Source organism: Mycoplasma anseris ATCC 49234 (assembly GCF_000702805.1).
In the GTDB taxonomy this organism is placed as follows: Bacteria; Bacillota_I; Bacilli_A; order Mycoplasmatales; family Metamycoplasmataceae; genus Metamycoplasma; species Metamycoplasma anseris.
Map to the genome: position 1 here is coordinate 20,649 of NZ_JNJX01000006.1, position 25,563 is coordinate 46,211.

General features: G+C 29.4%; 37 protein-coding genes and 1 pseudogene. 2 read left to right on the top strand and 36 right to left on the bottom strand.

The window, feature by feature from the left end:
• Positions 1-20 precede the first annotated feature (20 nt).
• From rplQ to T401_RS06790, 31 genes and pseudogenes are all read right to left on the bottom strand, one after another.
• On the bottom strand, positions 21-386 hold the full coding sequence (rplQ, locus tag T401_RS0101820) for a 50S ribosomal protein L17 (protein WP_033178784.1): 366 nt from the start codon (positions 384-386) through the stop codon (positions 21-23).
• Complete coding sequence (locus T401_RS0101825) at positions 386-1,447, bottom strand: DNA-directed RNA polymerase subunit alpha (protein WP_033178785.1); 1,062 nt, start codon at positions 1,445-1,447, stop codon at positions 386-388. The genes rplQ and T401_RS0101825 overlap by 1 nt, the downstream gene beginning before the upstream one ends.
• A 22-nt stretch (positions 1,448-1,469) precedes the next feature.
• Positions 1,470-1,844 (bottom strand): 30S ribosomal protein S11, encoded by a 375-nt coding sequence (gene rpsK / locus T401_RS0101830; RefSeq protein ID WP_033178786.1) that lies wholly within the window; start codon positions 1,842-1,844, stop codon positions 1,470-1,472.
• Positions 1,845-1,846: 2 nt separating this feature from the next.
• A complete protein-coding gene (rpsM, locus tag T401_RS0101835) occupies positions 1,847-2,215 on the bottom strand; it encodes a 30S ribosomal protein S13 (protein WP_033178787.1) in 369 nt (122 codons plus the stop codon).
• Between the two features lie 5 nt (positions 2,216-2,220).
• Entirely contained in the window at positions 2,221-2,334 is a 114-nt protein-coding gene (gene rpmJ, locus T401_RS0101840) for a 50S ribosomal protein L36 (RefSeq protein ID WP_033178788.1), read from the bottom strand.
• Positions 2,335-2,344: 10 nt separating this feature from the next.
• Positions 2,345-2,575, bottom strand: a complete 231-nt coding sequence (infA, locus tag T401_RS0101845) for a translation initiation factor IF-1 (RefSeq protein WP_033178789.1) — start codon at positions 2,573-2,575, stop codon at positions 2,345-2,347.
• Positions 2,575-3,327, bottom strand: coding sequence for a type I methionyl aminopeptidase (gene map / locus T401_RS0101850; RefSeq protein WP_033178790.1), 753 nt, complete (start codon positions 3,325-3,327; stop codon positions 2,575-2,577). Before map ends, infA begins: the two co-directional genes overlap by 1 nt.
• Positions 3,318-4,016 (bottom strand): adenylate kinase family protein, encoded by a 699-nt coding sequence (locus T401_RS0101855; RefSeq protein WP_033178791.1) that lies wholly within the window; start codon positions 4,014-4,016, stop codon positions 3,318-3,320. Before T401_RS0101855 ends, map begins: the two co-directional genes overlap by 10 nt.
• Positions 4,010-5,479, bottom strand: a complete 1,470-nt coding sequence (gene secY, locus T401_RS0101860; RefSeq protein ID WP_033178792.1) for a preprotein translocase subunit SecY — start codon at positions 5,477-5,479, stop codon at positions 4,010-4,012. The genes T401_RS0101855 and secY overlap by 7 nt, the downstream gene beginning before the upstream one ends.
• On the bottom strand, positions 5,479-5,913 hold the full coding sequence (rplO, locus tag T401_RS0101865) for a 50S ribosomal protein L15 (protein ID WP_033178793.1): 435 nt from the start codon (positions 5,911-5,913) through the stop codon (positions 5,479-5,481). The genes secY and rplO overlap by 1 nt, the downstream gene beginning before the upstream one ends.
• A gap of 26 nt (positions 5,914-5,939) precedes the next feature.
• Complete coding sequence (rpsE, locus tag T401_RS0101870) at positions 5,940-6,569, bottom strand: 30S ribosomal protein S5 (RefSeq protein ID WP_084274556.1); 630 nt, start codon at positions 6,567-6,569, stop codon at positions 5,940-5,942.
• Positions 6,569-6,922, bottom strand: coding sequence for a 50S ribosomal protein L18 (gene rplR, locus T401_RS0101875; protein WP_033178794.1), 354 nt, complete (start codon positions 6,920-6,922; stop codon positions 6,569-6,571). Before rplR ends, rpsE begins: the two co-directional genes overlap by 1 nt.
• A 21-nt stretch (positions 6,923-6,943) precedes the next feature.
• Entirely contained in the window at positions 6,944-7,483 is a 540-nt protein-coding gene (gene rplF, locus T401_RS0101880; protein WP_033178795.1) for a 50S ribosomal protein L6, read from the bottom strand.
• 6 nt (positions 7,484-7,489) lie between these two features.
• Complete coding sequence (gene rpsH / locus T401_RS0101885; protein WP_033178796.1) at positions 7,490-7,906, bottom strand: 30S ribosomal protein S8; 417 nt, start codon at positions 7,904-7,906, stop codon at positions 7,490-7,492.
• Positions 7,907-7,908: 2 nt separating this feature from the next.
• The gene (locus tag T401_RS0101890) at positions 7,909-8,094 is read right to left on the bottom strand and encodes a type Z 30S ribosomal protein S14 (RefSeq protein ID WP_033178797.1); all 186 of its coding nucleotides are present in this window, start codon (positions 8,092-8,094) and stop codon (positions 7,909-7,911) included.
• Positions 8,095-8,108: 14 nt separating this feature from the next.
• Positions 8,109-8,669, bottom strand: coding sequence for a 50S ribosomal protein L5 (gene rplE / locus T401_RS0101895; protein ID WP_033178798.1), 561 nt, complete (start codon positions 8,667-8,669; stop codon positions 8,109-8,111).
• Positions 8,670-8,681: 12 nt separating this feature from the next.
• Positions 8,682-9,017, bottom strand: coding sequence for a 50S ribosomal protein L24 (rplX, locus tag T401_RS0101900; protein WP_033178799.1), 336 nt, complete (start codon positions 9,015-9,017; stop codon positions 8,682-8,684).
• Entirely contained in the window at positions 9,017-9,385 is a 369-nt protein-coding gene (gene rplN / locus T401_RS0101905; protein WP_033178800.1) for a 50S ribosomal protein L14, read from the bottom strand. Before rplN ends, rplX begins: the two co-directional genes overlap by 1 nt.
• Positions 9,378-9,659 carry a 30S ribosomal protein S17 gene (gene rpsQ / locus T401_RS0101910; RefSeq protein ID WP_033178801.1) on the bottom strand — a complete coding sequence of 94 codons (282 nt, stop codon included), beginning with the start codon at positions 9,657-9,659 and terminating at the stop codon, positions 9,378-9,380. Before rpsQ ends, rplN begins: the two co-directional genes overlap by 8 nt.
• Positions 9,659-9,868 (bottom strand): 50S ribosomal protein L29, encoded by a 210-nt coding sequence (gene rpmC, locus T401_RS0101915; protein ID WP_033178802.1) that lies wholly within the window; start codon positions 9,866-9,868, stop codon positions 9,659-9,661. Before rpmC ends, rpsQ begins: the two co-directional genes overlap by 1 nt.
• Complete coding sequence (gene rplP, locus T401_RS0101920; RefSeq protein WP_033178803.1) at positions 9,868-10,296, bottom strand: 50S ribosomal protein L16; 429 nt, start codon at positions 10,294-10,296, stop codon at positions 9,868-9,870. Before rplP ends, rpmC begins: the two co-directional genes overlap by 1 nt.
• Complete coding sequence (gene rpsC, locus T401_RS0101925) at positions 10,274-10,993, bottom strand: 30S ribosomal protein S3 (RefSeq protein WP_033178804.1); 720 nt, start codon at positions 10,991-10,993, stop codon at positions 10,274-10,276. Before rpsC ends, rplP begins: the two co-directional genes overlap by 23 nt.
• 179 nt (positions 10,994-11,172) lie before the next feature.
• Positions 11,173-11,544: pseudogene (rplV, locus tag T401_RS05005) on the bottom strand (50S ribosomal protein L22); the annotation flags it as partial.
• Between the two features lie 2 nt (positions 11,545-11,546).
• A complete protein-coding gene (gene rpsS / locus T401_RS0101935; RefSeq protein ID WP_033178805.1) occupies positions 11,547-11,822 on the bottom strand; it encodes a 30S ribosomal protein S19 in 276 nt (91 codons plus the stop codon).
• Entirely contained in the window at positions 11,822-12,667 is an 846-nt protein-coding gene (gene rplB, locus T401_RS0101940) for a 50S ribosomal protein L2 (RefSeq protein WP_033178806.1), read from the bottom strand. Before rplB ends, rpsS begins: the two co-directional genes overlap by 1 nt.
• Positions 12,668-12,760: 93 nt before the next feature.
• On the bottom strand, positions 12,761-13,180 hold the full coding sequence (gene rplW / locus T401_RS0101945) for a 50S ribosomal protein L23 (RefSeq protein ID WP_033178807.1): 420 nt from the start codon (positions 13,178-13,180) through the stop codon (positions 12,761-12,763).
• Complete coding sequence (gene rplD / locus T401_RS0101950) at positions 13,180-13,929, bottom strand: 50S ribosomal protein L4 (RefSeq protein WP_033178808.1); 750 nt, start codon at positions 13,927-13,929, stop codon at positions 13,180-13,182. Before rplD ends, rplW begins: the two co-directional genes overlap by 1 nt.
• A 2-nt stretch (positions 13,930-13,931) precedes the next feature.
• Positions 13,932-14,759, bottom strand: a complete 828-nt coding sequence (gene rplC / locus T401_RS0101955) for a 50S ribosomal protein L3 (protein WP_033178809.1) — start codon at positions 14,757-14,759, stop codon at positions 13,932-13,934.
• Positions 14,760-14,804: 45 nt separating this feature from the next.
• Positions 14,805-15,110 (bottom strand): 30S ribosomal protein S10, encoded by a 306-nt coding sequence (gene rpsJ, locus T401_RS0101960; RefSeq protein WP_033178810.1) that lies wholly within the window; start codon positions 15,108-15,110, stop codon positions 14,805-14,807.
• Between the two features lie 400 nt (positions 15,111-15,510).
• Entirely contained in the window at positions 15,511-16,293 is a 783-nt protein-coding gene (locus tag T401_RS06785; RefSeq protein ID WP_033178811.1) for a hypothetical protein, read from the bottom strand.
• Entirely contained in the window at positions 16,286-17,614 is a 1,329-nt protein-coding gene (locus T401_RS06790; RefSeq protein ID WP_052169654.1) for a putative cysteine peptidase, read from the bottom strand. The genes T401_RS06785 and T401_RS06790 overlap by 8 nt, the downstream gene beginning before the upstream one ends.
• 237 nt (positions 17,615-17,851) lie before the next feature.
• Here T401_RS06790 and T401_RS0101975 point away from each other — a divergent pair, with 237 nt between their 5' ends.
• Together T401_RS0101975 and rpmE are read left to right on the top strand one after the other, a co-directional pair.
• Complete coding sequence (locus T401_RS0101975; protein ID WP_033178812.1) at positions 17,852-20,233, top strand: phosphoketolase family protein; 2,382 nt, start codon at positions 17,852-17,854, stop codon at positions 20,231-20,233.
• A 72-nt stretch (positions 20,234-20,305) separates the two neighbouring features.
• Positions 20,306-20,524 (top strand): 50S ribosomal protein L31, encoded by a 219-nt coding sequence (gene rpmE, locus T401_RS0101980; RefSeq protein ID WP_033178813.1) that lies wholly within the window; start codon positions 20,306-20,308, stop codon positions 20,522-20,524.
• A gap of 34 nt (positions 20,525-20,558) precedes the next feature.
• Here the strand turns inward: rpmE and T401_RS0101985 are convergent, their stop codons facing one another.
• The 5 genes from T401_RS0101985 to T401_RS0102000 form a co-directional block, all read right to left on the bottom strand.
• The gene (locus T401_RS0101985) at positions 20,559-20,807 is read right to left on the bottom strand and encodes a hypothetical protein (protein ID WP_033178814.1); all 249 of its coding nucleotides are present in this window, start codon (positions 20,805-20,807) and stop codon (positions 20,559-20,561) included.
• A 117-nt stretch (positions 20,808-20,924) separates the two neighbouring features.
• A complete protein-coding gene (locus T401_RS0101990) occupies positions 20,925-22,628 on the bottom strand; it encodes an APC family permease (protein ID WP_033178815.1) in 1,704 nt (567 codons plus the stop codon).
• A 262-nt stretch (positions 22,629-22,890) separates the two neighbouring features.
• Positions 22,891-24,225: an amino acid permease gene (locus tag T401_RS03305; protein ID WP_274541132.1), complete on the bottom strand. Its 1,335-nt coding sequence runs from the start codon at positions 24,223-24,225 to the stop codon at positions 22,891-22,893.
• A gap of 9 nt (positions 24,226-24,234) precedes the next feature.
• Positions 24,235-24,567, bottom strand: coding sequence for an amino acid permease (locus T401_RS06795; protein ID WP_274541134.1), 333 nt, complete (start codon positions 24,565-24,567; stop codon positions 24,235-24,237).
• Between the two features lie 119 nt (positions 24,568-24,686).
• Positions 24,687-25,511 (bottom strand): hypothetical protein, encoded by an 825-nt coding sequence (locus T401_RS0102000; RefSeq protein WP_033178816.1) that lies wholly within the window; start codon positions 25,509-25,511, stop codon positions 24,687-24,689.
• Positions 25,512-25,563 lie beyond the last annotated feature (52 nt).

A 25,563-nucleotide genomic window follows, 5' to 3' on the forward strand; every position in this document is an offset into this window, starting at 1 on the left:
ATATTTTTTAATAATTAATATTAAACTAATTGAATAATAGCCATTTTAGCATTATCACCAGCACGATTTGCTATTTTGATAATTCTTGTATATCCACCATTACGTTCTTTGTATTTTGGTGCTAAAACATCAAATAAATATTGAACTGAGTCTTTTCCAGCTTGTTTTGAAGGAATTAGTCTTAAGTATCTTAAAGCTTGTCTACGGCTTGCTAAAGTATTGATTTTACCTAAGGTAATCATTTTTTCAGCTTGTGGTTTAATTCTTTTCGCTCTTTCTAAAGTAGTTTTAATTTCACCGTGAATTAATAGATCAGTAACTAATGATCTTTCCACATGGTTTCATCATTCAGTGTTTCTACGAAATACTTGTTTTGGATTTGCCATTATTCTTCTCCTTCTTCATTAGTATCTGAATCATTTGTTAAACTATCGTTTAAATCAACTTCTTCATAATTTTCATCTTGGTGTCTTTCTTTTCATTCAGCTAATTTATCAATAATATCTTGCACTGATTTTTTACCAAGATTTTTAATGTTTGAAAGTTCTTCTTCATTTAATTTTAAAAGTTCATCAATTGAATTATAATTTGCTCTTCTTAAGGCGTTTAAACTTCTGATTGTTAAGTTTAACTTTTCAATTGGTAATGAAATTTTGATTGCTTCTTTTTTCTTATCTTTTGAATCATCAAATAATTCAATTGTTTTTAATTGATCAATGTTTCCAATGATTTGGAAATGAGCAACAATAATTTTAGCTGCTTGTTCCATTGCATCTTTTGCTAATAAAGTTCCATCAGTTTGAACTTTAATTTTTAATCTTTCTTCAATGGTTTTTGATGAGGTATTTAATTCTTCACAGAAAATACCACATTTTTTTACTGGACTAAAATCACTATCAATTGCTAAGAAATGACCATTTTTGATTTTTGATTCTAATTTACTGATATTTTCATCAATAATGTTTTTGTTTTCTTCAAAATCAATATATCCTCTACCAGTTCTTAAAAATAAATCAAATTCTAATGAACCACCTTTAGAAATTGTACAAATATATTGATCTTTATTAACAATTTCTAAACCAGCAGGTGCTTCTAATTCATTAGCAATAATTTCGCCTTCTTTATTGGTTTTAAAAGATACTCTTACTAAATTGTCTTTTTCAAAAATTTCTGGTTCATAAGTAAAACGAATTTTTCTAATATTAGCAATTAAAGTAATAACATCTTCTTTAATACCTTCTAAAGTTTCGAATTCATGATCAACATTATTAATTTTGATAGCGAATGGGGCTGTTGATGTAATTGAAGATAATAAAGTTCTTCTAATTACAGTTCCCATAGTATTTGCATATCCCCTCATTAAAGGTTCAATTACAAATGTGGTTTCAAAATCATTTACTTTTTCAGCTACTAATTCTTTATAACTAATTTGTTGAATTTTTTCCATATATGCCTCCCTAAATTATTTTCTATGCTCTTTTAAGAATTTTCTTTGGAGGACGAGTTCCATTATGTGGAGTTGGTGTAACGTCTTTAACTTCTTTAATTGTTAAACCACTTGTTTCAATTTGTTTTCTTGCTGTTGATTTTCCTGGACCAACACCTTTAACAAAAATTGATACTTCTTTTAAACCAAATTCTTTTGCTCTTTCTAAAGCAGCGGCTGCAGCTAACCCAGCAGCATATGGGGTTTTCTTCTTAGTTCCTTTATATCCAATTGAACCTGAAGAAGCTCATGCAAACACATTACCTTTTAAATCAGTAAATGAAACAATAGTATTTTGATAGGTTGAGTGAATATGAGCAAGACCTTGTGTAACAACTTTTTTATTTTTCTTAGCCATTATTATTTACCTTTCTTTCCTGCTATTGTTTTTCTTGGCCCTTTTCTAGTTCTTGCATTTTTCTTGGTTGATTGACCACGAACTGGTAGACCTTTTCTGTGTCTAATTCCACGATATGATTTAATTTCCATTAATCTTTTAATGTTTAAGTTAACTTCTCTTCTTAAATCACCTTCTGTGGTGTATTTTTTAGCTTCATCTCTAATACGTGTTAATTCTTCTTCTGTTAATTCTTTAACTCTTTTGTTTTCATCAACATTTGCATCTTTTAAAATTTTTGAAGCTAATGTTCTTCCAATTCCATAGATGTATGTTAATGAAATAATAACTCTCTTGTTATTAGGAATTTCGATATTTAAAATTCTAGCCATAATTATTATCCTTGTCTTTGTTTATGTTTTGGGTTGATGCAAATTACTCTATTAACACCATGTCTTTTTATTAATTTGCAATCTTTGCAAATGCGTTTGATTGAAGCTCTAACTTTCATATTTTCTCCTTTATTTGTGTCTGAAGACAATTCTTCCTCTAGTCATATCAAATGGACTTAATTTGACATCAACTTTATCACCAGGAATCATTTTGATGTTGTTTAGAGCCATTTTTCCTGAAATAGTCCCTTTGATTTCCATTGTCATGTCTGAAGCAGGCATTTCAATTAGAACGTCATAATCTCTTGAGGAATGCATTTTAGTAATTGTTCCAGTCACTTTAATTACGTCTTTTGCCATTAAATATTATCTCCTGATAAAATGTAAGCCTGATCATTATCAATCAATATAGTTTGTTCATAATGAGCAGTATTATAACCAAGTGGATCGAAGACTGTTCATTCATCATCCTTAGTTGCTACATTTTTTGATTTTTGTAAAATCATTGGTTCAATGCAAATTACCATTCCATTTTTAATTAATGCACCAGTATTTGGTAATCCATCATTATAAACATATGGATCTTCATGTAAACTTCTTCCAATCCCATGTCCTGAATATTCATCAGGGGTATAATAACCTTTTTGTTTAATATATGAACCAATTGCATATGAAATATCGCCAATTCTTTTGCCAACTTTAATTGCATTAAAACCGGCATAAAAAGCGTCTTTTGCTACTTGAATTAATTCTTTATCAGCTTTTGTAATATTACCAACACCTTTAGTAAAAGCGGAATCTGAATAATATCCTTCTCAAATTACTCCTAAATCAACTTTGACAATGTCTCCGTCTTTAACAATATAATCTGAAGGAATGCCATGAATTAATTCTTCATTAACTGAGATGCAGCATGTATTAGGAAAACCATATTGTCCCAAAAATGCTGGTTTACCACCTCGACTTCTTATTTCTTTAAAAGCGACGCTATCAATTTCTTTTAAAGAAACGCCTGGTCTTATAAAGTCATAAACAATTGTTTTGACTTCTGCCAAGATAGAACAAGCTTTTTTGATTTTATTTATTTCATATTGAGATTTAATTAAAATCATTTCAAAGCCTTCTTTACGTCACTATAAACACTTTCGTATTCTTGATAACTGTTTATTTCACTTAAGATTGATAAATCTTTGTAATAACCAATTAAACATTGAGTTTGTTCTGAATAAATTGCTAAACGTTTTTTAATAACTTCTGGTTCATCATCAGCTCTTTTTACAACGCTAGCACCACATTTATCACAAATACCTTCTTGTTTAGGAGGATTGAATTGTAAATGGTAAATTTTTTTACAATTTGAACAAACTCTTCTTTTTGATAAACGTTCAATCACTTGTTCACTAGTAATGTTCAACAAAATAACCTTGCCAATTTTAATTCCTTTTTGTTCTAAAGATCTTAAAAAATTAGCTTGATCAATTGTTCTTGGATAACCATCTAAAATAAATGGTTTGTGATTATTGACTAATTCTGTTACTTTTTGTTCTACTAAACGATTAGTCAAGGAATCATCAACATATTTTCCTGAGTCAAGAATAGATTTAATTTCCAAACCAAGTGGAGTTTGTTTGCGAATTTCTTCTCGAAACATTTCCCCAGTCGATAATTGATAGTAATCATATTCTTTTACAATTCTAGAAGCAATTGAGCCTTTTCCAGCACCAGGTGCTCCTAGAAAAATAATATTTGGTTTTTCTTCGTTTGTCAAATGACAATCTAAATTTTCATTTTTAGTTATCATATTAAATCTTCTTCTTCCTCTCCATACATTTCTTTTAGTTCTTTGATCATTTTTCTTTTTCTTGCTAATTCTTGTGATTTATATCTTGCCTTAACTTGTTGAACAGTTTCATAAGCAGTTGATACAAGAATCATAATGCTAGTTCCACCAAAGGAAATTGAAGCAGGCATACCTAACATTTGTTCAATATAGGTCATTGCCCCTAACACGATTAAATAACCAGATGAAAAGAAAGATAATCTAATAACAGTGTCTAAAAGATAACTCTCTGTTTGATCTCCTGGACGAATACCAGGAATAAAAGTACTACTTTTGGCGAAATCTTCACTAATCTTATCAATTCTGGATTGTTGAATTCCTAATAAAATTGTTAATCCAAAAGTGATTAAGATAAATAAGAAGAAGCCTAATGGTTGAGTTAATTGGAAATTGCTATAAACTCAATTGTAATATTTTGAAGTGTTCGGATCCATAACATTAGCAATCATGGTAGGAACACTTAATACCATCAAGGCAAAAATAACACTCATTATTCCGGCCGGATTAGCTTTAATTGGTAAAAAGCTTAGTTCCTTTTCATTTTTTGAAAGTCCAGCCCCAACTTGTTGAATAGGAATTCTTCTTTCAGCAATGGTAAAAATAATTACTATCAGTATAGTTAAACCATAACCTAATAAATAAACACAAAATTCAATGATTTCTTTTAAAACAGGAATATCTTTTGTAGCACTTGGAACAAAGAATTCAAAAGCGTGTTTGAATGTTGGAATTAACCCACTTGCTATTCCAACAAAAATTAATAAACTAGTTCCGTTTCCAACCCCTTTATTAGTAATTTGTTCACTTAAAAATAAAGCGAAGAAGGAACCAGCAATTAAGATTGCAGGCAAAATAAAGTATCCATATATTTCAAAACCTTTTGGTCCTAAGAAAACTTTAATTTGCTCTGAAAAAGTAATACCAAACCCTTTACGGGAATTAATTAATGCTTTTGTTAATAATAATGATTGAATAATTGCAAAGATAAAAGTGAAAGCATAAGTAATTAAATTAATTTTAATTCTTCCTTGTGGTCCTGATTGACTTAATCGATGAATCGCAGGAAAGGCTTTTGTTTGCAAAATCATCATTACTAAACTAGCGGATATAAAAGGACTAATTCCTAACGCAACAATGGAGAAGTTCTTAATCCCTCCTCCACCGACTAGATTTAGTATTCCAATAAAATCGCCTTGGTTAAGCTTATCTTTATTGACTAAGTTAACTCCTGGAATGGTAATAGTTCCAGCAGCTAGAAAAAGAGTAACAATTAAAAGCGTGAATAAAATTTTCTTGAATAAATCATGATTTTTTCATCATTCTTGTCAAGAATTTCTACTATTATTAATAAACTTATCAATTGCCAGTTTACGTTCTAATTTATCGCTGTTTTTCTCTTTTGCTAATCTTCTTCTTTTAGCCATTATTTAACCTCGATTTTTCCTCCAGCTTTTTCAATTGCTTCTTTAGCTTTTAGTGAAAGCGCAGGAATTTGTACATTTAATTTTTTGCTTAAGTTTCCGTTACCTAAAATTTTAACTGGTAAAGAACCTTTAATTAAATTATGTTTTTTTAATGTTTCATATGAAACAACTTCATTTGCTTTGTATTTTGCTTCTAATTGAGCTAAATTTACAACTTGGTATTCAACATGGTTAACATTATTGAAACCTCTTTTAGGAATTCTTCTGAATAATGGGTTTTGTCCACCTTCAAATCCTAATCTTACTGTTCCTCTTTTTCTTTGACCACTTTGTCCTCTACCAGCTTGTTTTCCTTTACCAGCAGCATGACCTCTACCTACACGGTGTTTTTCTTTTCTTGAACCAGCAGTTGGTTTTAAATTATGTAATTCCATTTTAATCTTCCCTTCTTATTAATTGATTATTTTGAAAGTAAATGTTTAACGTCAATATCACGTAATTTAGCAATTTCTTCTGCTGTTCTTACATTTTTTAAAGCATTAATTGTTGCTTGAACAATATTTTGCTTTGTTCTTGAACCGTAAGTTTTTGTAGAAATATCGGTGTATCCAGCTAATTCAACAACTGCTCTAACTGTACCTGAAGCAATGATTCCGGCACCTTTAGGAGCAGGACGTAGTTGTACTTTTGAAGCTAAGAATTTTTCTTTTACTTCATGAGGAATGGTTCCCTTTACAATTGGAACATTGATAATATTTTTTTGTGCATCTTTGATAGCTTTTTTAATAGCATCTTGTACTTCATTTGCTTTTCCGTGTCCAAAACCAACTTTGCCTTTTTTATCACCAACAACAACATAAGCTGAGAATGAGAATCTTCTTCCACCTTTAACAACGGTTGTAACTCTGGCAATATCAACTACTTTTTCTTCAAATTGTGGAGTTGATAATGGTTTTTTAAATGAGTTTTGTGATTTAACTCTACGTTGTGGTTTTGGATTTAGTTGTTCTTCTTTATTTTGTTTTGGAGCTGAAACAACTTTGGTTGCTTTAGCTTCAGAAACTTCTGCTTTTCTTAATTCTTCTGCCATTAGAAATTAATCCCTTCTTCTCTTAATACATCGCAAAATGCTGCTAATTTTCCATGATAAATATAACCTGAACGATCAAAAACAATTTTGGTTATTTTTTTAGCTTTTAAAGCTTGGGCAAATAGTTTTGCTACTAATTTAACTGATGCAATATTATTACCTTTATTTTCTGCTGCTAATTGTTTTGTTGAAGATGAAACGATAGTTGTATGAGTTAAGTCGTTAATTGCTTGTACATAGAAATTGTGTAATGATTTATAAACACAAACACGTGGAACTTCATTTGTACCTTTTGAAAGTTTGTTTGTAATTTTTAAGTGTTTTGCTTTACGTTTTAAATTTCTTGATAACATAATTTTCTCCTTAACAAACTACTATTTAGAAGCAGTTTTTCCTTCTTTACGACGTACAACTTCATCTTTATACATAATTCCTTTTCCTGAATACGGACTAGGTTTTCTAATTTTTCTTACATTTGCAGCAAATTCACCAACAGCTTGTTTATCGATTCCTGAAATAACAATGTTAGTTGGTTTTGGAACTTCAATTTTTAAGTTTTGAGGAATATTTACCATTACTGAATGTGAATAACCAGCAATGATTTCAATTTCATTTCCCTTTAAGGTTGCTTTATAACCTACCCCTTTAATTTCAATTTCTTTTTTATAACCTTCAGAAACACCGATTAACATATTTTTAATAATTGCGTTGGTTGTACCATGTAATTGTTTGGTGGTTTTTAATTCATTTGTTCTTAGAGTTTTAATTTCGTTATTTTCAACTACAACTTGAATTAATGGTGAAAATGTATATTCTAATACTCCTAATTTACCTTTTATTTGAATATGATTAGCATTTAAATTAACTTCAACACCACTAGGGATGCTTAAAATTCTTTTACCAATTCTTGACATACAATCTTATCAAATGAAGGCAACAATTTCGCCACCAACATTTTCCTTTCTTGCTTCTTTATCAGTTAATAAACCTTTTGAAGTTGAAATAATTGCTGTACCAAATCCACTTAAAACTTTTGGTAATTTATCTGCTTGTGAATATACTTTCAATCCTGGTTTTGAAACTCTTTTAATTCCTGAAATTGCTGATTGATTTTGGTTTAATCCTTTATATTTCAAAGTAATTTTGATTTGCTTGAAATGAGTTTTTTCATTTGGTTCTAATACTTCGAAATCGGTAATATAACCTTCTTTTTTAATGATTTCCAAAATCTTAACTTTTTTATTAGAATGAGGTAAAACTACTTCATGATATTTTCTTGAAATAGCATTTTTCATTCTAACAAACATATCTGCTATTGGATCTGTAATGATAGCCATAATTATCAACTCGCTTTCTTTACACCAGGAATTTTACCTTCATGTGCTAATTCTCTAAAACAAATTCTACAAATTTTATATTTACGCAAAACGGCATGAACTCTTCCACAAATTTGACATCTTGTATATTTTCTTACGCTAAATTTAGGTTGACGTTCTGCTTTAACCATTAATGCTTTTCTTGCCATATATTAATCCCTTCTTATTGTTGTGCCTTAGCAAAAGGCATTCCTAAATGTTTTAATAATGATAGTGCTTCTTTATTGGTTTTAGCAGTGGTTACAATAATAATATCCATTCCTTTTAATTTACGGATTTTATCGAAACTGATTTCTGGGAAAATGATTTCTTCTTTAATACCTAAAGCATAGTTTCCTCTTCCATCAAAGCTTTTGGTACTAATTCCATTAAAGTCACGAACACGAGGTAATGCAACATTAATTAATTTGGTTAAAAATGATCACATTTTTTCGCGTCTTAAAGTAACTTTTCCGCCCATTGGCATACCTTCTCTTAATTTTCATGAAGCCAATGATTTTTTAGCGGTGGTTTGAAATGGTTTTTGACCGGTAATTTGAGTTAACTCAGTCATAACTTCTTCGATAGCTTTTGAGTTTGATACTTCATTACCAGCAGTCATGTTGATAACGATTTTTTCAATTCTAGGAGCTTGCATAATTGATGAATAATTAAATTCTTTAACAAGTTCTGGACGAATTTCGTTTAAATATTTTAATTCTAATGCTAATTTTTTAGATTCCATATATGCCTCCTCCTAAACTAATTTGTTTACCTTTCTCATAACTCTTTGTTTTTTGTTTGTTTTGCTATCTACTTGGAAACCAATTTTTGTTCCTACAGCTGCTTGTCCGTTAGCATTTTTCTTTACTAAGTAAGCAACGTTTGAAACATGAATTGGGTATTCTTTTTTCTCAATTTTACCTTCTTGGTTTTCTTGGTTAGGTTTGTGGTGTTTGGTTTTAATGTTTACTTCTTTAACAATAACAGTATTTGCTTTTTTGTTGGTTTCGATAACAACACCAGTTTTTCCTTTTGCTTTACCTGAAATAATTACGACAGCATCATTTTTTCTGATTTTTGATTGAGCCATTATAATACCTCCGGTGCTAATGAAATAATTTTAGTGTAGCCTTTATCTCTTAATTCTCTTGCAACTGGACCAAATACCCGAGTTCCTCTTAATGATCCATCTTCTTTAATTAACACAACAGCATTATCATCAAATTTGATGTATGAACCGTTTTCTCTTCTTACTCCTCTTTTAGTTCTAACAATCACAGCTTTTAATACTTGACCTTCTTTTACTACTCCGGTAGGAATTGCTTTTTTAACAGTAACTACAACAACATCACCGATGTTTGTACTTCTAACAACTGATCCACCTAAATTTTTAATAATCATAACTTCTTTAGCACCTGAATTATCAGCCACATTACATCTAGAAAATTCTCTAAGCATTATTTCCTCCGATAGCATGTGATTTGATTTCTACTAGTCTAAAGTGTTTGGTTTTAGATAAAGGACGAGTTTCTTGAATTTTTACAAAATCACCAAGTTGTGCTTCATTTTTTTCATCATGAACAGCAAATCTTTTTGATTTTTTGAAACGTTTTGCATATAGAGGGTGTTTTTCATAAGTTTCAACTAAAACAATAATAGTTTTATCATTTTTGGTACTTACAACGGTCCCAACTAATGTTTTACGACGGTTTTCTCTAACTGCTTGTTCCATTATTTATCTCCCTTTTTAGCTTCTTGCTTTTTCATATTAATTGCTGTTAAAGTTCTTGCTATATCTTTTTTAACAAGACTAATTTTGTGAGTTTGATCTAATTCACGGGTTGTGTTTTTAAATTTTAATGAGAATAATTCAGCTCTTAATTCTTCTAATAAAGTGTTTAATTCTTTAATTGATTTTTTTGTTAATTCTGAATAAGACATTATTTAGCCTCCACTTCTGTTTCAGGAGCAACAATTTTTCAAGTAACTGGTAATTTATGTCCACCTAATCTTAAAGCATCTTTCATTGTTTCAACACTGTTACCTTTTACTTCGAACATTACAGTTCCTTCTTTTACAACTGCAAATCATTGTTCTGGACTACCTTTACCTGAACCCATACGAACACCAATTGGTTTAGATGTTTTTGACATGTGTGGGAAAATTTTAATAAATACTTTTCCTTCACGACCCATACGTCTAGTAATAGCGATACGAGCCGCTTCAATTTGTCTTGCACTAATTCATGCTGAACTAGTTGATTTCAATCCGAATTCACCAAATGTTACTGTATTGTTTCTATGAGCTTTGGTTTTATCATGACGGATACGAAACATTTTTCTATGTTTAGTTCTTTTTGGTTGAAGCATGTTTTTCACCGCCCTTTCCTACTCTTTTTTCAACTTTTGGTTCTTCTTGATCATCGTTTGAAAGAATTTCTCCTAAAGAAACTCAAACTTTAACTCCTAAAATACCATATGTAGTTTTAGCAGTAGTTACTGCGTAATCAACATTTTGTCTTAGGGTGTGTAGTTTCATTTCACCTTCAGTATATCCTTCGGTTCTTGCCATATCAACCCCATTTAAACGTCCTGAAACTGAAGTTTTAATTCCTTTAGCTCCGGCTTTCATTGCAGTTCTAATAGCGTATTTTTGAGCAATTCTGAAACTTCCACGGTTTTCTAATTTAATAGCAATATCTTCTGCTAATAATCTTGCATTAACATTAGGTCTTTTTAGTTCAATAACTTCAATAGTGATTTTAGCATTTTTGTTTTTAATTGCTTTTTGCATTTGAACATTCAATGCTTTTACATTATCACCATTTGTACCTAAAACAGCTGCTGGTTTTGCGGTATATACATAAACAAAAATGTGTCCGCTTTGATCTCTTTTAATTTGAACTTTACCAATTTGGAATTCTCTTACTTTTTTATCTAATAAATCATAAATCTTTTGATCTTCTAATAGTAAAGTAGCAAAATTTTGTTTGTCAGCATATCAAGTTGTGTTATGTTCTTTTGTAATTCCATAACGGAATCCATTTGGATTAACTTTTTGACCCATTATTTTTCTCCTTTACTTTTAGATGCTGTTTTTTTAGTTGTAGTAGTTTTCTTTGTTGTTGAAGCTTTTTTGGTTGTGGTTGATTTTTTAGGAGTTGTTGTTTTTTTAGTTTCTTTTTTCACAACTGGTTTTGATTCTTCCACTTTTTCTTCGACTTTAGTTTCCTTCATGATGTTTTCTAATTCTTCATCATAATTAATTTCTGATAATTCAATGTAGAAATGACTTGTTCTTTTTAAAATTGGGTATGCCCTACCTTGTGAATGAGGTTGAAATCTTTTTAAAGTAGGTCCTTCGTTAACAAGTAATTTAGTAATCACTAATTTGGTTGCATTTAATCCTTTATTATTTGTTGCGTTTGCAATTGCTGAGTTTAATAATTTTAGAAGAATTGGAGCAGCTTTTTTGTTGGTGTTTTGAAGAATAACTAATGCTTGAGTTGCAGATTTATAACGAATTAAATCAGCTACTAATCTTGCTTTTCTAGCACTAATTCTTTGCATTTTTACTGATGCTTTTACAGTTTTACTTAAAATATCGTGTAATGCCATAATTATTTCTTCCCTTTATCTGAACCATGTCCTGTAAAGTATCTTGTTGGAGCAAATTCTCCTAATTTATGACCAACCATGTCGGTTGTAACAAATACATCAATAAATACTTTTCCATTGTGAACTTGGAATGTTAACCCAACGAAATCTGGATAAATTGTTGAACGTCTTGATCAAGTTTTAATTGGACGTTTTGGTGCTTTACCATCTAAAATAGCAACAACTTTTTTCATTAAGTGATCATCAACAAAAGGTGCTTTTTTCAATGAACGTGCCATTATTTACTTTCCTTTCTTCTTCTAATAATAAATTGATTAGATGCTTTTTTGGTTTTTCTTGTTTTAACACCAAGAGCTTTTTTGCCTCAAGGAGTCATAGGACTTTTTCTACCAATAGGTTGATGTCCTTCACCACCACCATGAGGGTGATCGTTAGGATTCATCGCACTACCTCTAACTGTAGGTCTAATACCTCTTAATCTATTTCTACCAGCTTTACCTATATTTACTAAAGAGTGTTCTTCGTTTCCAACTTCACCAACAGTTGCTCTACATACGCCTAAAACTTTTCTTACTTCACCTGATTTAAGTCTTAAGATAATATATCTTCCAGATTCATCTTTACCTAAAATTTGGGCTGATGAACCAGCTGAACGAGCGATAATTCCACCTTGTTTTGGTTGTAATTCAATATTGTGAACATAAGTACCTTCAGGAATATTTTTTAATGGTAAAGAGTTACCAATTTGAATATCTACCATTTCTCCTGAAATAATTTCTTGTCCAACTTTAATACCTTTAGGGCTAATAATATATCTTTTTTCACCATCTTTATAAGCAACTAATGAAATGTTTGCTGATCTGTTTGGATCATATTCAATAGTTTTTATAATTCCGGGGATATTGTCCTTATTTCTTTTGAAATCAACAATCCGATAAAATCTTTTTAATCTTCCCCCGTGATGACGAGTTGTAATTTTCCCTTGATTATTTCTACCTGAATGGTTTGCTAAAACCACTAATAATGATTTTTCAGGTTTATGTCCTGTTAGGTTTGCTTTGTAATCAAGAGATGACATATTACGGCGACCATTTGTATAGGCTTTAAATTTTTTAATTGCCATAATAATTTCTCCTTCTTAAAAATATTTATTTCTTTTAAGATTTTAATTCATTGTTTTTTTAAACTAACTTTATATTTAATGCAAAGTTAATTATTATTTTTCAGCTTTTTTAGTTGATTTTTTAGCGATTTTTTCAGCAGCTTTCTTTTCAACTTCGCTTAATTCAGCTGGAGCTTCTTCTTTAGTAGCTTTCTCAGCTTTTTTGGTTTCTTTTTCAGCTTGTTTTGCTTCTTCTGCAAATAAGAAGATTTTTGAATCTTCACTTAGGTATACAATCGCTTTTTTAACAGCATTTTTGTATCCTTCGTATCTTCCTAATTTAGCTGGTTTTTTGTCATAGTTCATAATGTTTACTTTTAAAACTTTTACATCAAAAATGTATTCAACTGCTTTTTTAACTTCAGTTTTGTTGCAACGTTTATCAATAACAAAAGTGTATACGTTTGAGTTTGCTCTTTGTAATTCTGATTTTTCTGTTAAAACAGGATATTTAATAACGTGGTTTACGTTCATTATTTAACCAACCCTTCTAAGTATTTAACATCAGATTCACTTAAAACTAAAACGTCAGCAGCAATTAATGATTCAACAGATAAACTTGTTATTTTCACTACATGAACATTTGGTAGGTTTCTTGCTGATAAAAATACATTTTCTTCGTTTGATACAAGTAATACATTATTTAATAGTGCTAAACCATCTTTGTTTAATTCAATTAATAAATCTCTTGTTGATGGTTTTTCCATTTTTAATTCTTTAACTAGAACATTATTGTTTTGAGCTAATAATGTTAAAGCTGAGAATAAAGCATTTTTTCTTGCTTTTTTATTAATTTTTAAATTATAGTTTCTTGCTGTTGTTGGTCCAAAAACTCTTCCACCACCAACAAAAATTGGGCTTCTTAATGAACCAGCTCTAGCATTACCAGTTCCTTTTTGTCTTCATGGTTTTTTACCAGTTCCACTAACTTCTGCTCTTGATTTTACTTTATGAGTAGCTAAACGTTTTGATCCTCTTTCAGATAAAATAGCATCAAAAATAGCTTGAGTATAAATTTTGTCTAATCCAAAAACAGTTTTTGGTAATTTAACTTCTGAAGTTACTTTTTTAGTTGTTGTGCTTTTTTGAATTTTTGGTAATTCTTCTTTAGTAATTGTTGTTTTTTTAGAAGTTGTTTTTGTTGAAGTAGCTTTAGGAGCTGTTACTTTTTTTGTTGCAGCTGTGGTTGATTTTTTTGTTGTTGTTTTTTTAGTTTCAGCCATGACTATTCATCTCCTTTATTTTCTTCAACTTTTGCTTCTTCTGCTTGTTGTTTTGCAATAGCTTCATTTAAAGCGGCTTTCATTTCTTTAACTGACATATCCATGTTTAATTCAGCATTGTATTTTTTAGCTTGTTCAAACATTTCATTTTTTAATAAAGCTTCTTTTAAGTTTAGTAATTCAATAGGAGTTCTTTTTACTGAAGTTTTTCTTGCTTTCTTAATTACTAATAAAGCACCTTTAGCTCCAGGAACGCTTCCTTTAATTACTAACATATTGTTTTCAACATCTTCTTTAACAATTTCTAAATTTTGAATTGTAACTTGTTCACATCCAAGGTGTCCAGGCATTGTCATACCTTTTCAAACTCTGTTTCCAGAAATATCCCCAATTGAACCAGTTTGTCTAATAGGTTGTGATCCACCACCACCACCATGAGATTTAGGACCAATATGTTGGTTTCATCTCTTAATAGTACCAGCAAATCCTTTTCCTTTTGATATAGCTGTAACGTCAACTATTTCTCCTGCTTGAAATAATGAAGCATCAATAGTATCACCTAAGTTATATCCAGACATATTACGGATTTCTTTAACGAAGCGCTTAGGTGTTGTGTTTGCTTGTTTGAAATAGTTAATTTCAGGTTTTTTAATTTTTGATTGTTTCTTGTCTTCTAATGATAATTGGGTTGCAACATAACCATTTTTTTCATTAGTTAGAACTTTAGTAACAACATTTGGTTTAACTTCAACAATTGTAACAGGAATTAAATCACCGTTAGCAGTAAATAGTTGAGTCATTCCAACTTTTCTTCCTAAGATTCCTTTCATGTTTATCCTTTCTAAATTTCTTTTTTAAAAAAACAAAAGTCTGTTTTAGTTAACAGATTTAATGTTGATTTGAACTCCGGCAGGAAGTTCTAATCTTTTAGCTTTATCTACTAATGTTTCACTTACATTGTCTAAAATGATTAAACGTTTGTGAGTTCTGCTTTCAAATTGTTCACGAGATTTTTTATTAACGTGAACACTTCTTAAAATTGTAATAATTTCTTTTTTAGTAGGTAATGGAATAGGTCCACTAACTTTAGCTTTTTCACTTTTAGCTAATAAAACAATTTTTTTAGCAGCGTCATCAATTTGATAAGCATCAAAAGATTTGATTTTAATTTGTAATTGCATATTGTTCTCCTTGTTCATTTATTTTGAACTAACTCCACATAAATTTTTCAATATCCGAGACGAACAACAACTAAGCTCGGAATACCGTAACCTTATGTTTCAAAGTTGTAGTTGCAGTGTTAATTATACCAAAAACCATTTTTTTTAAATGATTTTGAATTTTTTATTTATAAAATGAGCAGCAAATAGCTAAAAATTAAAATAATTTTAAATATTTTTTACCTTAGCAACTATATTTATGTTTTTTATTTAAAATAACCTAGATTATTAAAAAATGATTTTATATAAAAAATCCTCTCAATTTTTGGCAAATAAAGAGGTTATATCATTAAACATTTATGAATGATTAATTGAATATTTAAATCTAATTTAATCATTCTTTTTTTGAAAATATGAGGTGTTATTTTAAAACCGGATTATAAAAACCGATTGTTAATAAAACGATTCAAGGTTTTTGAGGTGTTGTTTTTCTTAAAACTATGAAGGTGTAAATTATTTGAGTAATCCAAAAGATAACTAATAATACAATGGGAATAAATAATATAGCATAAAACAAAATGTATGTGAAATTTCTAGATTGACTAATAATTTCGATAAACAACATTGTAAATAAAATTACTGCATTCACAAATATAAAAACCTGTCTTACAATTGAATCAATTTTGTAATATTTAACTAGATTCGTTTTAACTAATATTTCTTGATTTGCGTTGTTCATTAAAACAAATCAAACACTTAACATATTAACAAGTAAAAATGCATTTGTAACAACTAAAATATTTCCAATAAATTCATTAAATTGTGATGGAAAAATCACCATTAAAAATGAAATTATAAACGCAAAAAATGACACAAATACAATAGTTTTTATTCAATTAGCATTAAATTTATTTATTGAATTTTTATCATTACATTTTAATAAATAATTTAACGTTCCAATTATCAATAATGCAAGTATTGAAATTATTGAAATAATCATTCATGGTATCAATATATTAATACCGTTATTGATAATAATATTTGCTTGTAAAAACAAAGAATTTTTTAAACCATATATAAAATTTGTTGTTCCAAAAATTACTATTAAAACAAATGACGAAATATTTAAAATATAATGTGTTTTTTTATTCTGACTTTTATTAAAAGATAAATCGTTTGCAAAACTAAAATAAGAATTATTCATTATCCATCTTTCTTAAAATTTCAGTGATTTCTGGTCCTGAATAAAAGTTATTATTATATTTAAAATATTTTTTTGGTGGCATGTCATTTCCGGTTTTACTCATTCCTATCAATCACAATTGTCCAGATAAACTTGTTGACAATATTACTTGAGATTTATTAGATCAACCATAGTGACATAACACTTTATTTCCGTTATCAAATAAACCATAAACTGTAACAGCATGTCAATTTTTTATTCCATCAAATCCTGGTACTAATCCAAAGACAATGCATGGTTTATCATCTCTAATTCATTTTCAAGGTTTTATTCAACCAGCGCTTCTTCTATGAAAAGTTACATTTGGTTTCTTAGTATAATTTTCTTGTTCTGAATTATTTAAAAAACCAATAAGTGCATCTCTAAAATAAACGGAAGTTGTAGCCTTAGCTCCATTACCATATTTTTTATTTTCATATAAATCGACTGTTAACCTAGTATTAATTCTGGGACATTCAATTTTCATTTTATTTCCATAATTTCTAATTTTTAAATTATTACCCATACTCCCAAAATATTTGTTATATTGATTTTCACTAAATACATCACTACTTCAAAAAAATTCAGCATATTGTAAAAGCATAGCACCAGCAACGTAATGACAAAGGCCTTTAGATCTTCCTGGTGGTAAAACACTATCTCTATCATCTGCATAACCAAAATCATCATCATCAACAGCAGTCTTAAATCATCATGCATTTGAAACTTCTTTCTCAGCTTTTATTATTTTTGAAGAATCATATGAGTAACTTTCTGCCGGAGTTCCCATCTTCAACTTTCATTTTGAGAGTCTTAATTTTTTTTCAATGTCTATTAATTGATTGTTTTTAATTGTCTCATTAATATCAATAACATTATTTTTTAATTTATCTTTAATTTCATTTTCAACATTTAATATTCCTTTTGGAAAATAAACTTTTTTAACTGAAAAGTCATCGAAATTAAAAAGTAATTTATCATCCTCATTAAATTGTTCTAAAACATTATGGGTGTTGAATAAGTCTAAAACAACAGATTCATTATTAATCATTGAAAATAGAATCATACCTATTGGATTATATTCAACCATTATGTATGGATTTAAATAATTATCATACACAAGTCTCATGTTTTTGATTTCATAATGTTGTTCTTTATGATATTTATACATTTCCAAACTAAAATAATCAATGTATTTTTCTAAATTAAAATCTTTGTTTATTTTTAACATTTGTTTATTTAAAAAACTGAATTTATTTAGCAAATATTGATTTTCGTTTTGTTTAACAACTACATCATACATATTCTATTTGTAATTTTCCTCTCTCTTTTTATTTAATATATTCATATATTAATATATTATTGTCAAGATAAATGAAAAACTAAAAAATTACAATTCCTAACGTGTTTATTATCAAAATACAATCAAAATCTTTGTTTTTAAATAAAGTTAGGGTAAAATTAATACAAGTTATTTTTTAATATATTAAAAACGTTTTAAGATAATTTACAAAAACAATAATTTAATAAGAGGTGAAAAATGAAAAAAAATATTTTTGATACGCAAGAATATTTTAATTTAATGGATAAATGATTTAGAGCAGCTAACTACATTAGTGTAGGACAAATTTACTTAAGAAACAATCCTTTGTTAAGAAAACCATTAACTGCTGATGACGTTAAATTATATCCAATCGGTCACTGAGGAACAATTCCTGGACAAAACTTTATTTACACACACTTAAATAGAGTTATTAACAAATATGATCTAGAAATGTTTTACATTGAAGGTCCTGGACATGGTGGACAAGTTATGATTTCAAACTCATATCTAGATGGTTCATATTCAGAAATCTATCCAGAAATCTCACAAAATGAAGAAGGAATGAAGAAAATGTTTAAAAGATTCTCATTCCCTGGTGGAACAGCAAGTCATGCTGCACCAGAAACACCTGGTTCAATTCATGAAGGTGGAGAACTTGGATATGCTTTAAGCCATGCAACAGGTGCAATTTTAGATAACCCTAATGTAATTGCAGCTACTGTTATCGGGGATGGAGAAGCAGAAACTGGTCCACTATGTGCCGGTTGATTCTCAAATGCATTCATCAACCCTGTAAATGATGGAGCTGTATTGCCTATTCTTCATTTAAATGGTGGAAAAATTTCAAACCCAACCATTTTGGCTAGAAAATCTAATGCCGAACTAACGAATTACTTCATGGGAGCTGGATGAGATCCAATTTTCGTTGAAGGTAGTGACCCAAAAGAAATGCATAAAATTATGGCTTCAAAATTAGATGAAGCAATTGAAAAAATTCTTGCCATTCAAACAGAAGCAAGAAAAAAACCTGCAAGTGAAGCAAAAAGACCTGCTTGACCTGTTTTACTTGTCAGAACACCAAAAGGGTGAACTGGACCAAAAGAATGAAATGGTGAAGCAGTTGAAGGTGGATTTAGAGCACACCAAGTTCCAATTCCAGTAAGTGGTTTAAATATGAAACATGTTGATAAATTAGAAGATTGACTAAGATCATATAAACCAGAAGAATTATTTGATGAAAACGGAAGAATTTTAGAAGAAATTCAAGCATTAGCGCCTAAAGGTAGCAAAAGAATGGCAATGCATCCTATTACCAACGGTGGAATTAATCCCCATGTGTTAAACTTAGGAAATTGAGAAGAATTTGCTCTAAAATTTGATAAACCCGGTTCAATTAAAAATCAAGATATGGTTCAATTAGGTAAATGATTTACACAATTGATTACTTTAAATAAAGATAATTTCAGAATCTTTGGACCAGATGAAACTAAATCAAACAGAATGTATGATGTATTCAATGTAACTAAAAGACAATGACTAGAACCATATGACACTAAATTAGATGAATGAATGTCACCTGAAGGTAGAGTTATTGATTCACAACTTTCTGAACACCAAGCAGAAGGTTTTCTAGAAGGATATGTAATTACAGGTCGTCATGGAATCTTTGCAAGTTATGAATCATTCTTAAGAGTTATTGACTCAATGTTAACTCAACATATGAAATGAATGAAGAAATCATTAGAATTGCCTTGAAGAGCTGATTTTCCATCATTAAATGTGATTGCTACTTCTACTGCTTTCCAACAAGATCACAATGGTTATACACACCAAGATCCGGGGATTTTAGGACATTTAGCAGATAAAAGACCAGAATTAATTAGGGAATATTTACCTGCTGATTCTAACTGTTTATTAGCAACAATGGAAAAAGCATTTAAAGAAAGAAATGTAATTAATTTAATTGTTGCTTCAAAACAACCAAGAGACCAATTCTATTCAATTGCTGAAGCTAGAGAAATGGTTGAGAAAGGTTATAAAGTAATCGACTGAGCTTCAAATGTTTCAATTAATGAAGAACCAGATGTTGTTTTTGTAGCTTCTGGGGTTGAACCAAACTTAGAAACTCTAGCTGCTATTTCTATTATCAATAAAGCTTATCCAGATTTAAAAATTAGATTTGTCAATGTATTAGATTTATTGAAATTGAGACATCCAAAATTAGATCCTCGTGGAATTAGTGATGAAGAATTTGATAAAGTGTTTACAAAAAATAAACCAATTATCTTTGCTTTCCACGGTTTTGAAGGATTAATTAGAGACATTTTCTTTGTTCGTCATAATCACAATTTAATTATTCATGGTTATAGAGAAAATGGTGATATTACTACAAGTTTTGATATTCGTCAATTAAGTCATATGGACAGATTCCACATTGCCAAAGATGCAATTGAAAGAGTTTTTGGCAACAATGGTAAAGAGTTTATGCAACAAATGGACCAAAAAATTGAAGAACACACCGCTTATATTCGTGAATATGGTTATGACCTACCTGAAATCAACAATTGAAAATGGGAAAATCTTAAAAAAATAAAATAATCTAAAATCTTTTTTATGGTAAAATACTTAACAGTTAATTAACATATTTTATAAATCTATATAGGAGCATATATGAAAAAAGACATTCATCCACAATATTCACAAGTTAAAGCAACATGTACTTCATGTAATGCTGAACATGAATTTGGATCAACAGCAGAAAAAATTTCTTTAGATGTATGTTCTAATTGTCACGCTTTCTACACCGGTGATCGTTCAACAGTTAAAGCCCGTGGTCGTGTAGAAAGATTTAACAAAATATTAGAAAAGTCTAAACAAACTGCTAAATAAGATTTGTTATAAAAAAACAGGAATTTCCTGTTTTTTAATTGCAATAATGAAGCATTGTGCTAAATTCAATATTAGGTTGAGAACTATCTCATTTAAAATTTAAATCTTTAGTTTTAATTTCTCCTTTTGGCGAATTAACGGATTTAACTAATCCAGCAATTGAAGAAGCAATCGAAATTCCAGTAGGAATAAAAGAAATAATTGCACTAATTACTGAAGAAATAGCAAAACCACCTTCATATTCATTTAATTCTTGTTCATTTAATTTTTCAAAACCTTCCATTTTCCTCCTTCATATTTCATTTTAATTTCATTATTGTTTTAAAACAAAAAAATAGGAAAAAATAAGGAAAAAGAAATAGAGCCTTAATTAATAGGCTCTATTTTTGTTTTAATTTTATTAAGCTAAACGAGCTTCTTTAAAAGTTTTTAAAACTTCTAAGTTTAGTTCTAATTCCAATTTAGCAGCTTCGATTTCTGAAGCAGTCATTAAGTCTTTTTCGTTTGCTAATTTGTTTCTTAATTTTAAGATTATTCTTTTTGCATTTCATTTTTCAATTGGAGTAGGTCCGAAGATTACACCCATAAATAGAATAAATACAGCTACTAATAGACCTTGTGAAATTAAAGTAGTTTGAGCATCTTCATTTTTAGCATCAGCAGCTAAAGCAGAACCTGCTATGAATACTGAAACAACTGGGTCTAAAATTAAGAATAACATAACAGCTAGAACGATTGATACTGAGGTGTATCCAGCTCAAATGGTGTGTTTATTTTTAACAACTGGAATGAAGTTTTGTTTTCTGTTCTTGATGCATCCAATGATTGCGAATGCGATGAATACATAAGCTAAAACAGCAGTTCAGTTAGCCAATAAGTCTGAGAATGACAATAAAGCACCGATCTTGTATCCATAGTATCATTCGTTAGTTAATGGAGAATCTCCATAACCTCCGAAGTCTTTGTATAGATATGCTCCTAAAATAGTAAATAATAGAACTAATGGTAATGATAAGATTAATGAGAATAACATACCAACAACTGGAGCTTTTGAGTTTAACATGTATTTGTAAGCTTTACCAGGAATTTGTAGTTCACCTTCTTTAACAAGGTCTTCAACTCATCTTGTACATCACATTGAGAATCCATTTAGAATTCCTAAGATACCAATAGCAATCATGATGTTAATTACACCAAATGCTCAGCTGTGTCCTACGCCACCTAATAAATCACCATAGTCGTAGAATCCTCCGGTTTTAGCACCTAAGGTCATAGCAATAGCAATAATAATGTAAATACCAGTCATTGCTGATAGACCATAAACTAAAGCAGCAGGAGTTTTTTCAGGGTTTTTCATTTCTGATTGAATTCCAGCAGCACCATAGAATTGGTCAAATGCAAAGAAGATACCACCCATAGCTTGGAAGAAAGCAAAGAATGGAGACATACCAAATAAAGTTAAACTTGAACCTTCAAATAAGCTTGAAAGAGTAACTCTATTGTAAGTAACACCGTTAACTCCAGCAAAAGCAAATCCAACAATAACAACAGCTACTAATGGAATGAATTTTACTGACATAACGATTCAGTTTTGGATATTACCCATACGTGAAGATAATCCTGCAGTGAATAGGAAGTATAGGGTAATTGCCATACCAATTAGGAAGTAGAATCAAGGTGCTGCTGTTGAGCCACCAAAATTGATGTTAACACCTAATGCTCCAAATCCGTCTTGGAATTGTAGAATTACGTAATATGGCATGAAGAAGAATGAGAATGGTAAGTAAATGTAAGTCATAAAGAATTTACATCCCTTGTAAATGTAAAGGGTGTTAAATGCTTTAGATCAACCAATTATACCTAAGTTATCATTACGTCCTGATGCAACTTCAACAAGTGCTAAAGCCATAACTACAACACTAAATCCTGCAATTAATCAAATCATAATTGCTCAAACGATGTTTCCAGCTCCTGCTTGAAGAACTGATTTAGCACGTAGGAAAATTCCGGCACCTATTGAACCACCCATAACAAGAAGAATAGCTGAGAAAAAGCCAATTTTTTTCTTATTGTCGGATGTAACAACTAATTGTTCGTCGTTCATTAGTTTTTCCTTTCTAAAAGTTAAATATATATTTAAGTTTTACAAATCCAGAATGATACTCGCTTGATTTGTTAAGCGATTTTAAAGTATCTTTTTAATTGTAAAGTTAAAAAGTTAATTTTATTTATAAATAAAAACAAAAATGAAAAAAGACATTTTTTTATCCTTGTTTGGGCAATTTTTTTTGTTTCTTTTGACAAATAAAAATTAAAATAAATGAAAAATAGAGTGTTTAAAACACCCTATTTATTTTTGTATATATTTATGCTAAACGCGCTTCTTTGAAAGTTTTTAGAATAGATTCAGATAGTTTAATACCATTTTGAACATCTTCCATTTCTCTAAATGTCATGATATCTTTTTCATTTTCTCATTTGTTTCTTAATTTCATTAATGTTCTTTTTGCCAATCATTTTTCAACAGGAATTGGTCCAAAAATAATTGCCATAAACACAATAAATACTAATACTAATAATCCTTGTGCAATTAAAGTTGATTTAGCAGCTTCATTTCCAGCCATGTATGATGAACCAGCTATACCAATTGAAATAATAGGGTCAAGGATTAAGAAGATCATAACAACAAGAACGATTGATACTGAGGTGTATCCTGCTCAAATAGTATGTTTATTTTTAACAACTGGAATGAAGTTTTGTTTTCTGTTCTTAATGCATCCAACAATGGCGAATGCAATAAATGAATAAGCAATAACAGCAGTTCAGTTAGCTAATAAGTCTGAGAATGATAATAATTCTCCAATTTTATATCCATAACCTGTTCCATATTCTGAGAAGTCCTTGTAAAAATAAGCACCTAAAATAGTAAATAGTAAAACTAGTGGTAATGATAATACTAATGAGAATACCATACCAACAACTGGTAGTTTTGAATTTAACATATATTTATATGCTCTTGAAGGAATTTGTAATTCTCCTTCTTTTACAAGATCTTCTACATATCTTGTACATCATAGCGCAAAACCATTTAGCACACCTAACACACCAATGGCAATCATGATGTTGATTACACCAAAGGCTCAACTATAACCAGCATCTCCTAAAAGATCTCCGTAGTCATAGAATCCTCCGGTTTTAGCACCAACAGACATTGCAATAGCAATTAAGATAAAAATGAATGTCATTCCTGAAAGACCGTAAACTAAAGCGGCTCCAGTTTTTTCAGGGTGTTTCATTTCTGATTGAATTCCAGCAGCAGCATAGAATTGGTCAAAGGCGAAGAAAATTCCACCCATTGCACTAAAGAAGGCAAAGAATGGTGAAAGGCCAAATAATGTTAAACTTTCAGAATCAAATAATGAAGCTAAAGTAACTCTTTGGTAATCAACACCATTTCTACCAGCAAAGGCAAAACCAATGATCACAGCAACTACTAATGGAATAAACTTAACTGACATAACGATTCAGTTTTGGATATTACCGATACGTGAAGATAGACCAGAGGTTAATAAGAAATATACAGTGATTGCTAAACCAATTAAGAAATAGAATCAAGGAGCAGCTTGTGAGCCACCAAATGTTGTATCAACACCTAATCCACCGAAACCATCTTGGAATTGTAAGATAGCATAATAAGGCATGAAGAAGAATTAGAATGGTAAATAAATAAATACCATGAAGAATTTACATCCCTTATAAATATAAAGAGTGTTAAATGCTTTTGACCATCCAATTATACCTAAGTTGTCATTACGTCCAGAGGTTACTTCAACTAATGCTAAAGCCATAACAATAACTGAAAAACCAGCGATTAATCAGATCATAACAGCTCAAACTAAATTACCAGCTGAAGCAGATAGAACTGATTTTGCCCGTAAGTAAATTCCAACACCTATTGAACCACCCATAACAAGTAAAATCGCTGAGAAAAAGCCGATTTTTTTCTTGGTACTAGTGGTAGTAGTTAATTGTTCGTCGTTCATAACTTTCCTTTCTTTAAGATTTTAAAAACATGACTTTAAAATTAAATTCTAAAGTCGCATAAATTATAACAATAATCAATAAAAAAAATTCTATTTCATTTTGAAATAGAATCATGCAACTAATATGATTGAACTCATGAAGAATTTAAATATTTAAAAGAATAATTATTGAAAGATAAGAAATAATAATCATTAAAACTTTTTACATTTTTTACATGTTTAATTAAATACAATTCGTATACAAAAAGTGATATTGATAAAGTAAAAATAATGTTAATGCAAATAATTAAAAATCTTGATAGAGCTTTTAAAGAACCTTGTTGTAATTTTCAATTATAAACAATTAAAAAGACAATAATAATGATGTTTACTAGCAATGGAATAACAAATTCAAAAACAACCGCTTTAATTAAACCACTGCGTTTTTGCATTTTGAAATTAGGATCTAAAAACATATGTTTAGCAAAATCTTCAACAACTTCATTGATTAGGTTTTTATATTCCAATGAAGTTTTAGAATAATTAAAAATTTCGGCTAACACATCAATAAATTGGGTTCGAGTTAAATATTGTTTTTTAACTGAATAAAATTCAATAATTCTTTTATCTTTTATTAAAATCAACTTTGACTTGTTTTTCAAAGAATTTAAATAACAATAGTATTCAAAAAAATCTTTAATATGTAATTTTTTAAATACATTTAGGAAAATAAAGGAAAAGATAACCAATCCAAGACCAATAACAATCCCAATAAATGTTGTTAAAACAACATCGTTAATTCTTTCTAAAGACGGAGTGTTTGCATAATTATTTTTTAAAATGATGCCAACATATGCTAATAATAACAAACATCCAGCAGCAATACACATTGATAAAATTCAAAATCAAAGTGATTTAATTTCAGCCTTTTTTAGTATATTTAATTCTTGTTTTCTTTTTTTCATTTAAAACCTTCCATATTAAAATTCTATATTAATTTTAATAATTTACAATAAA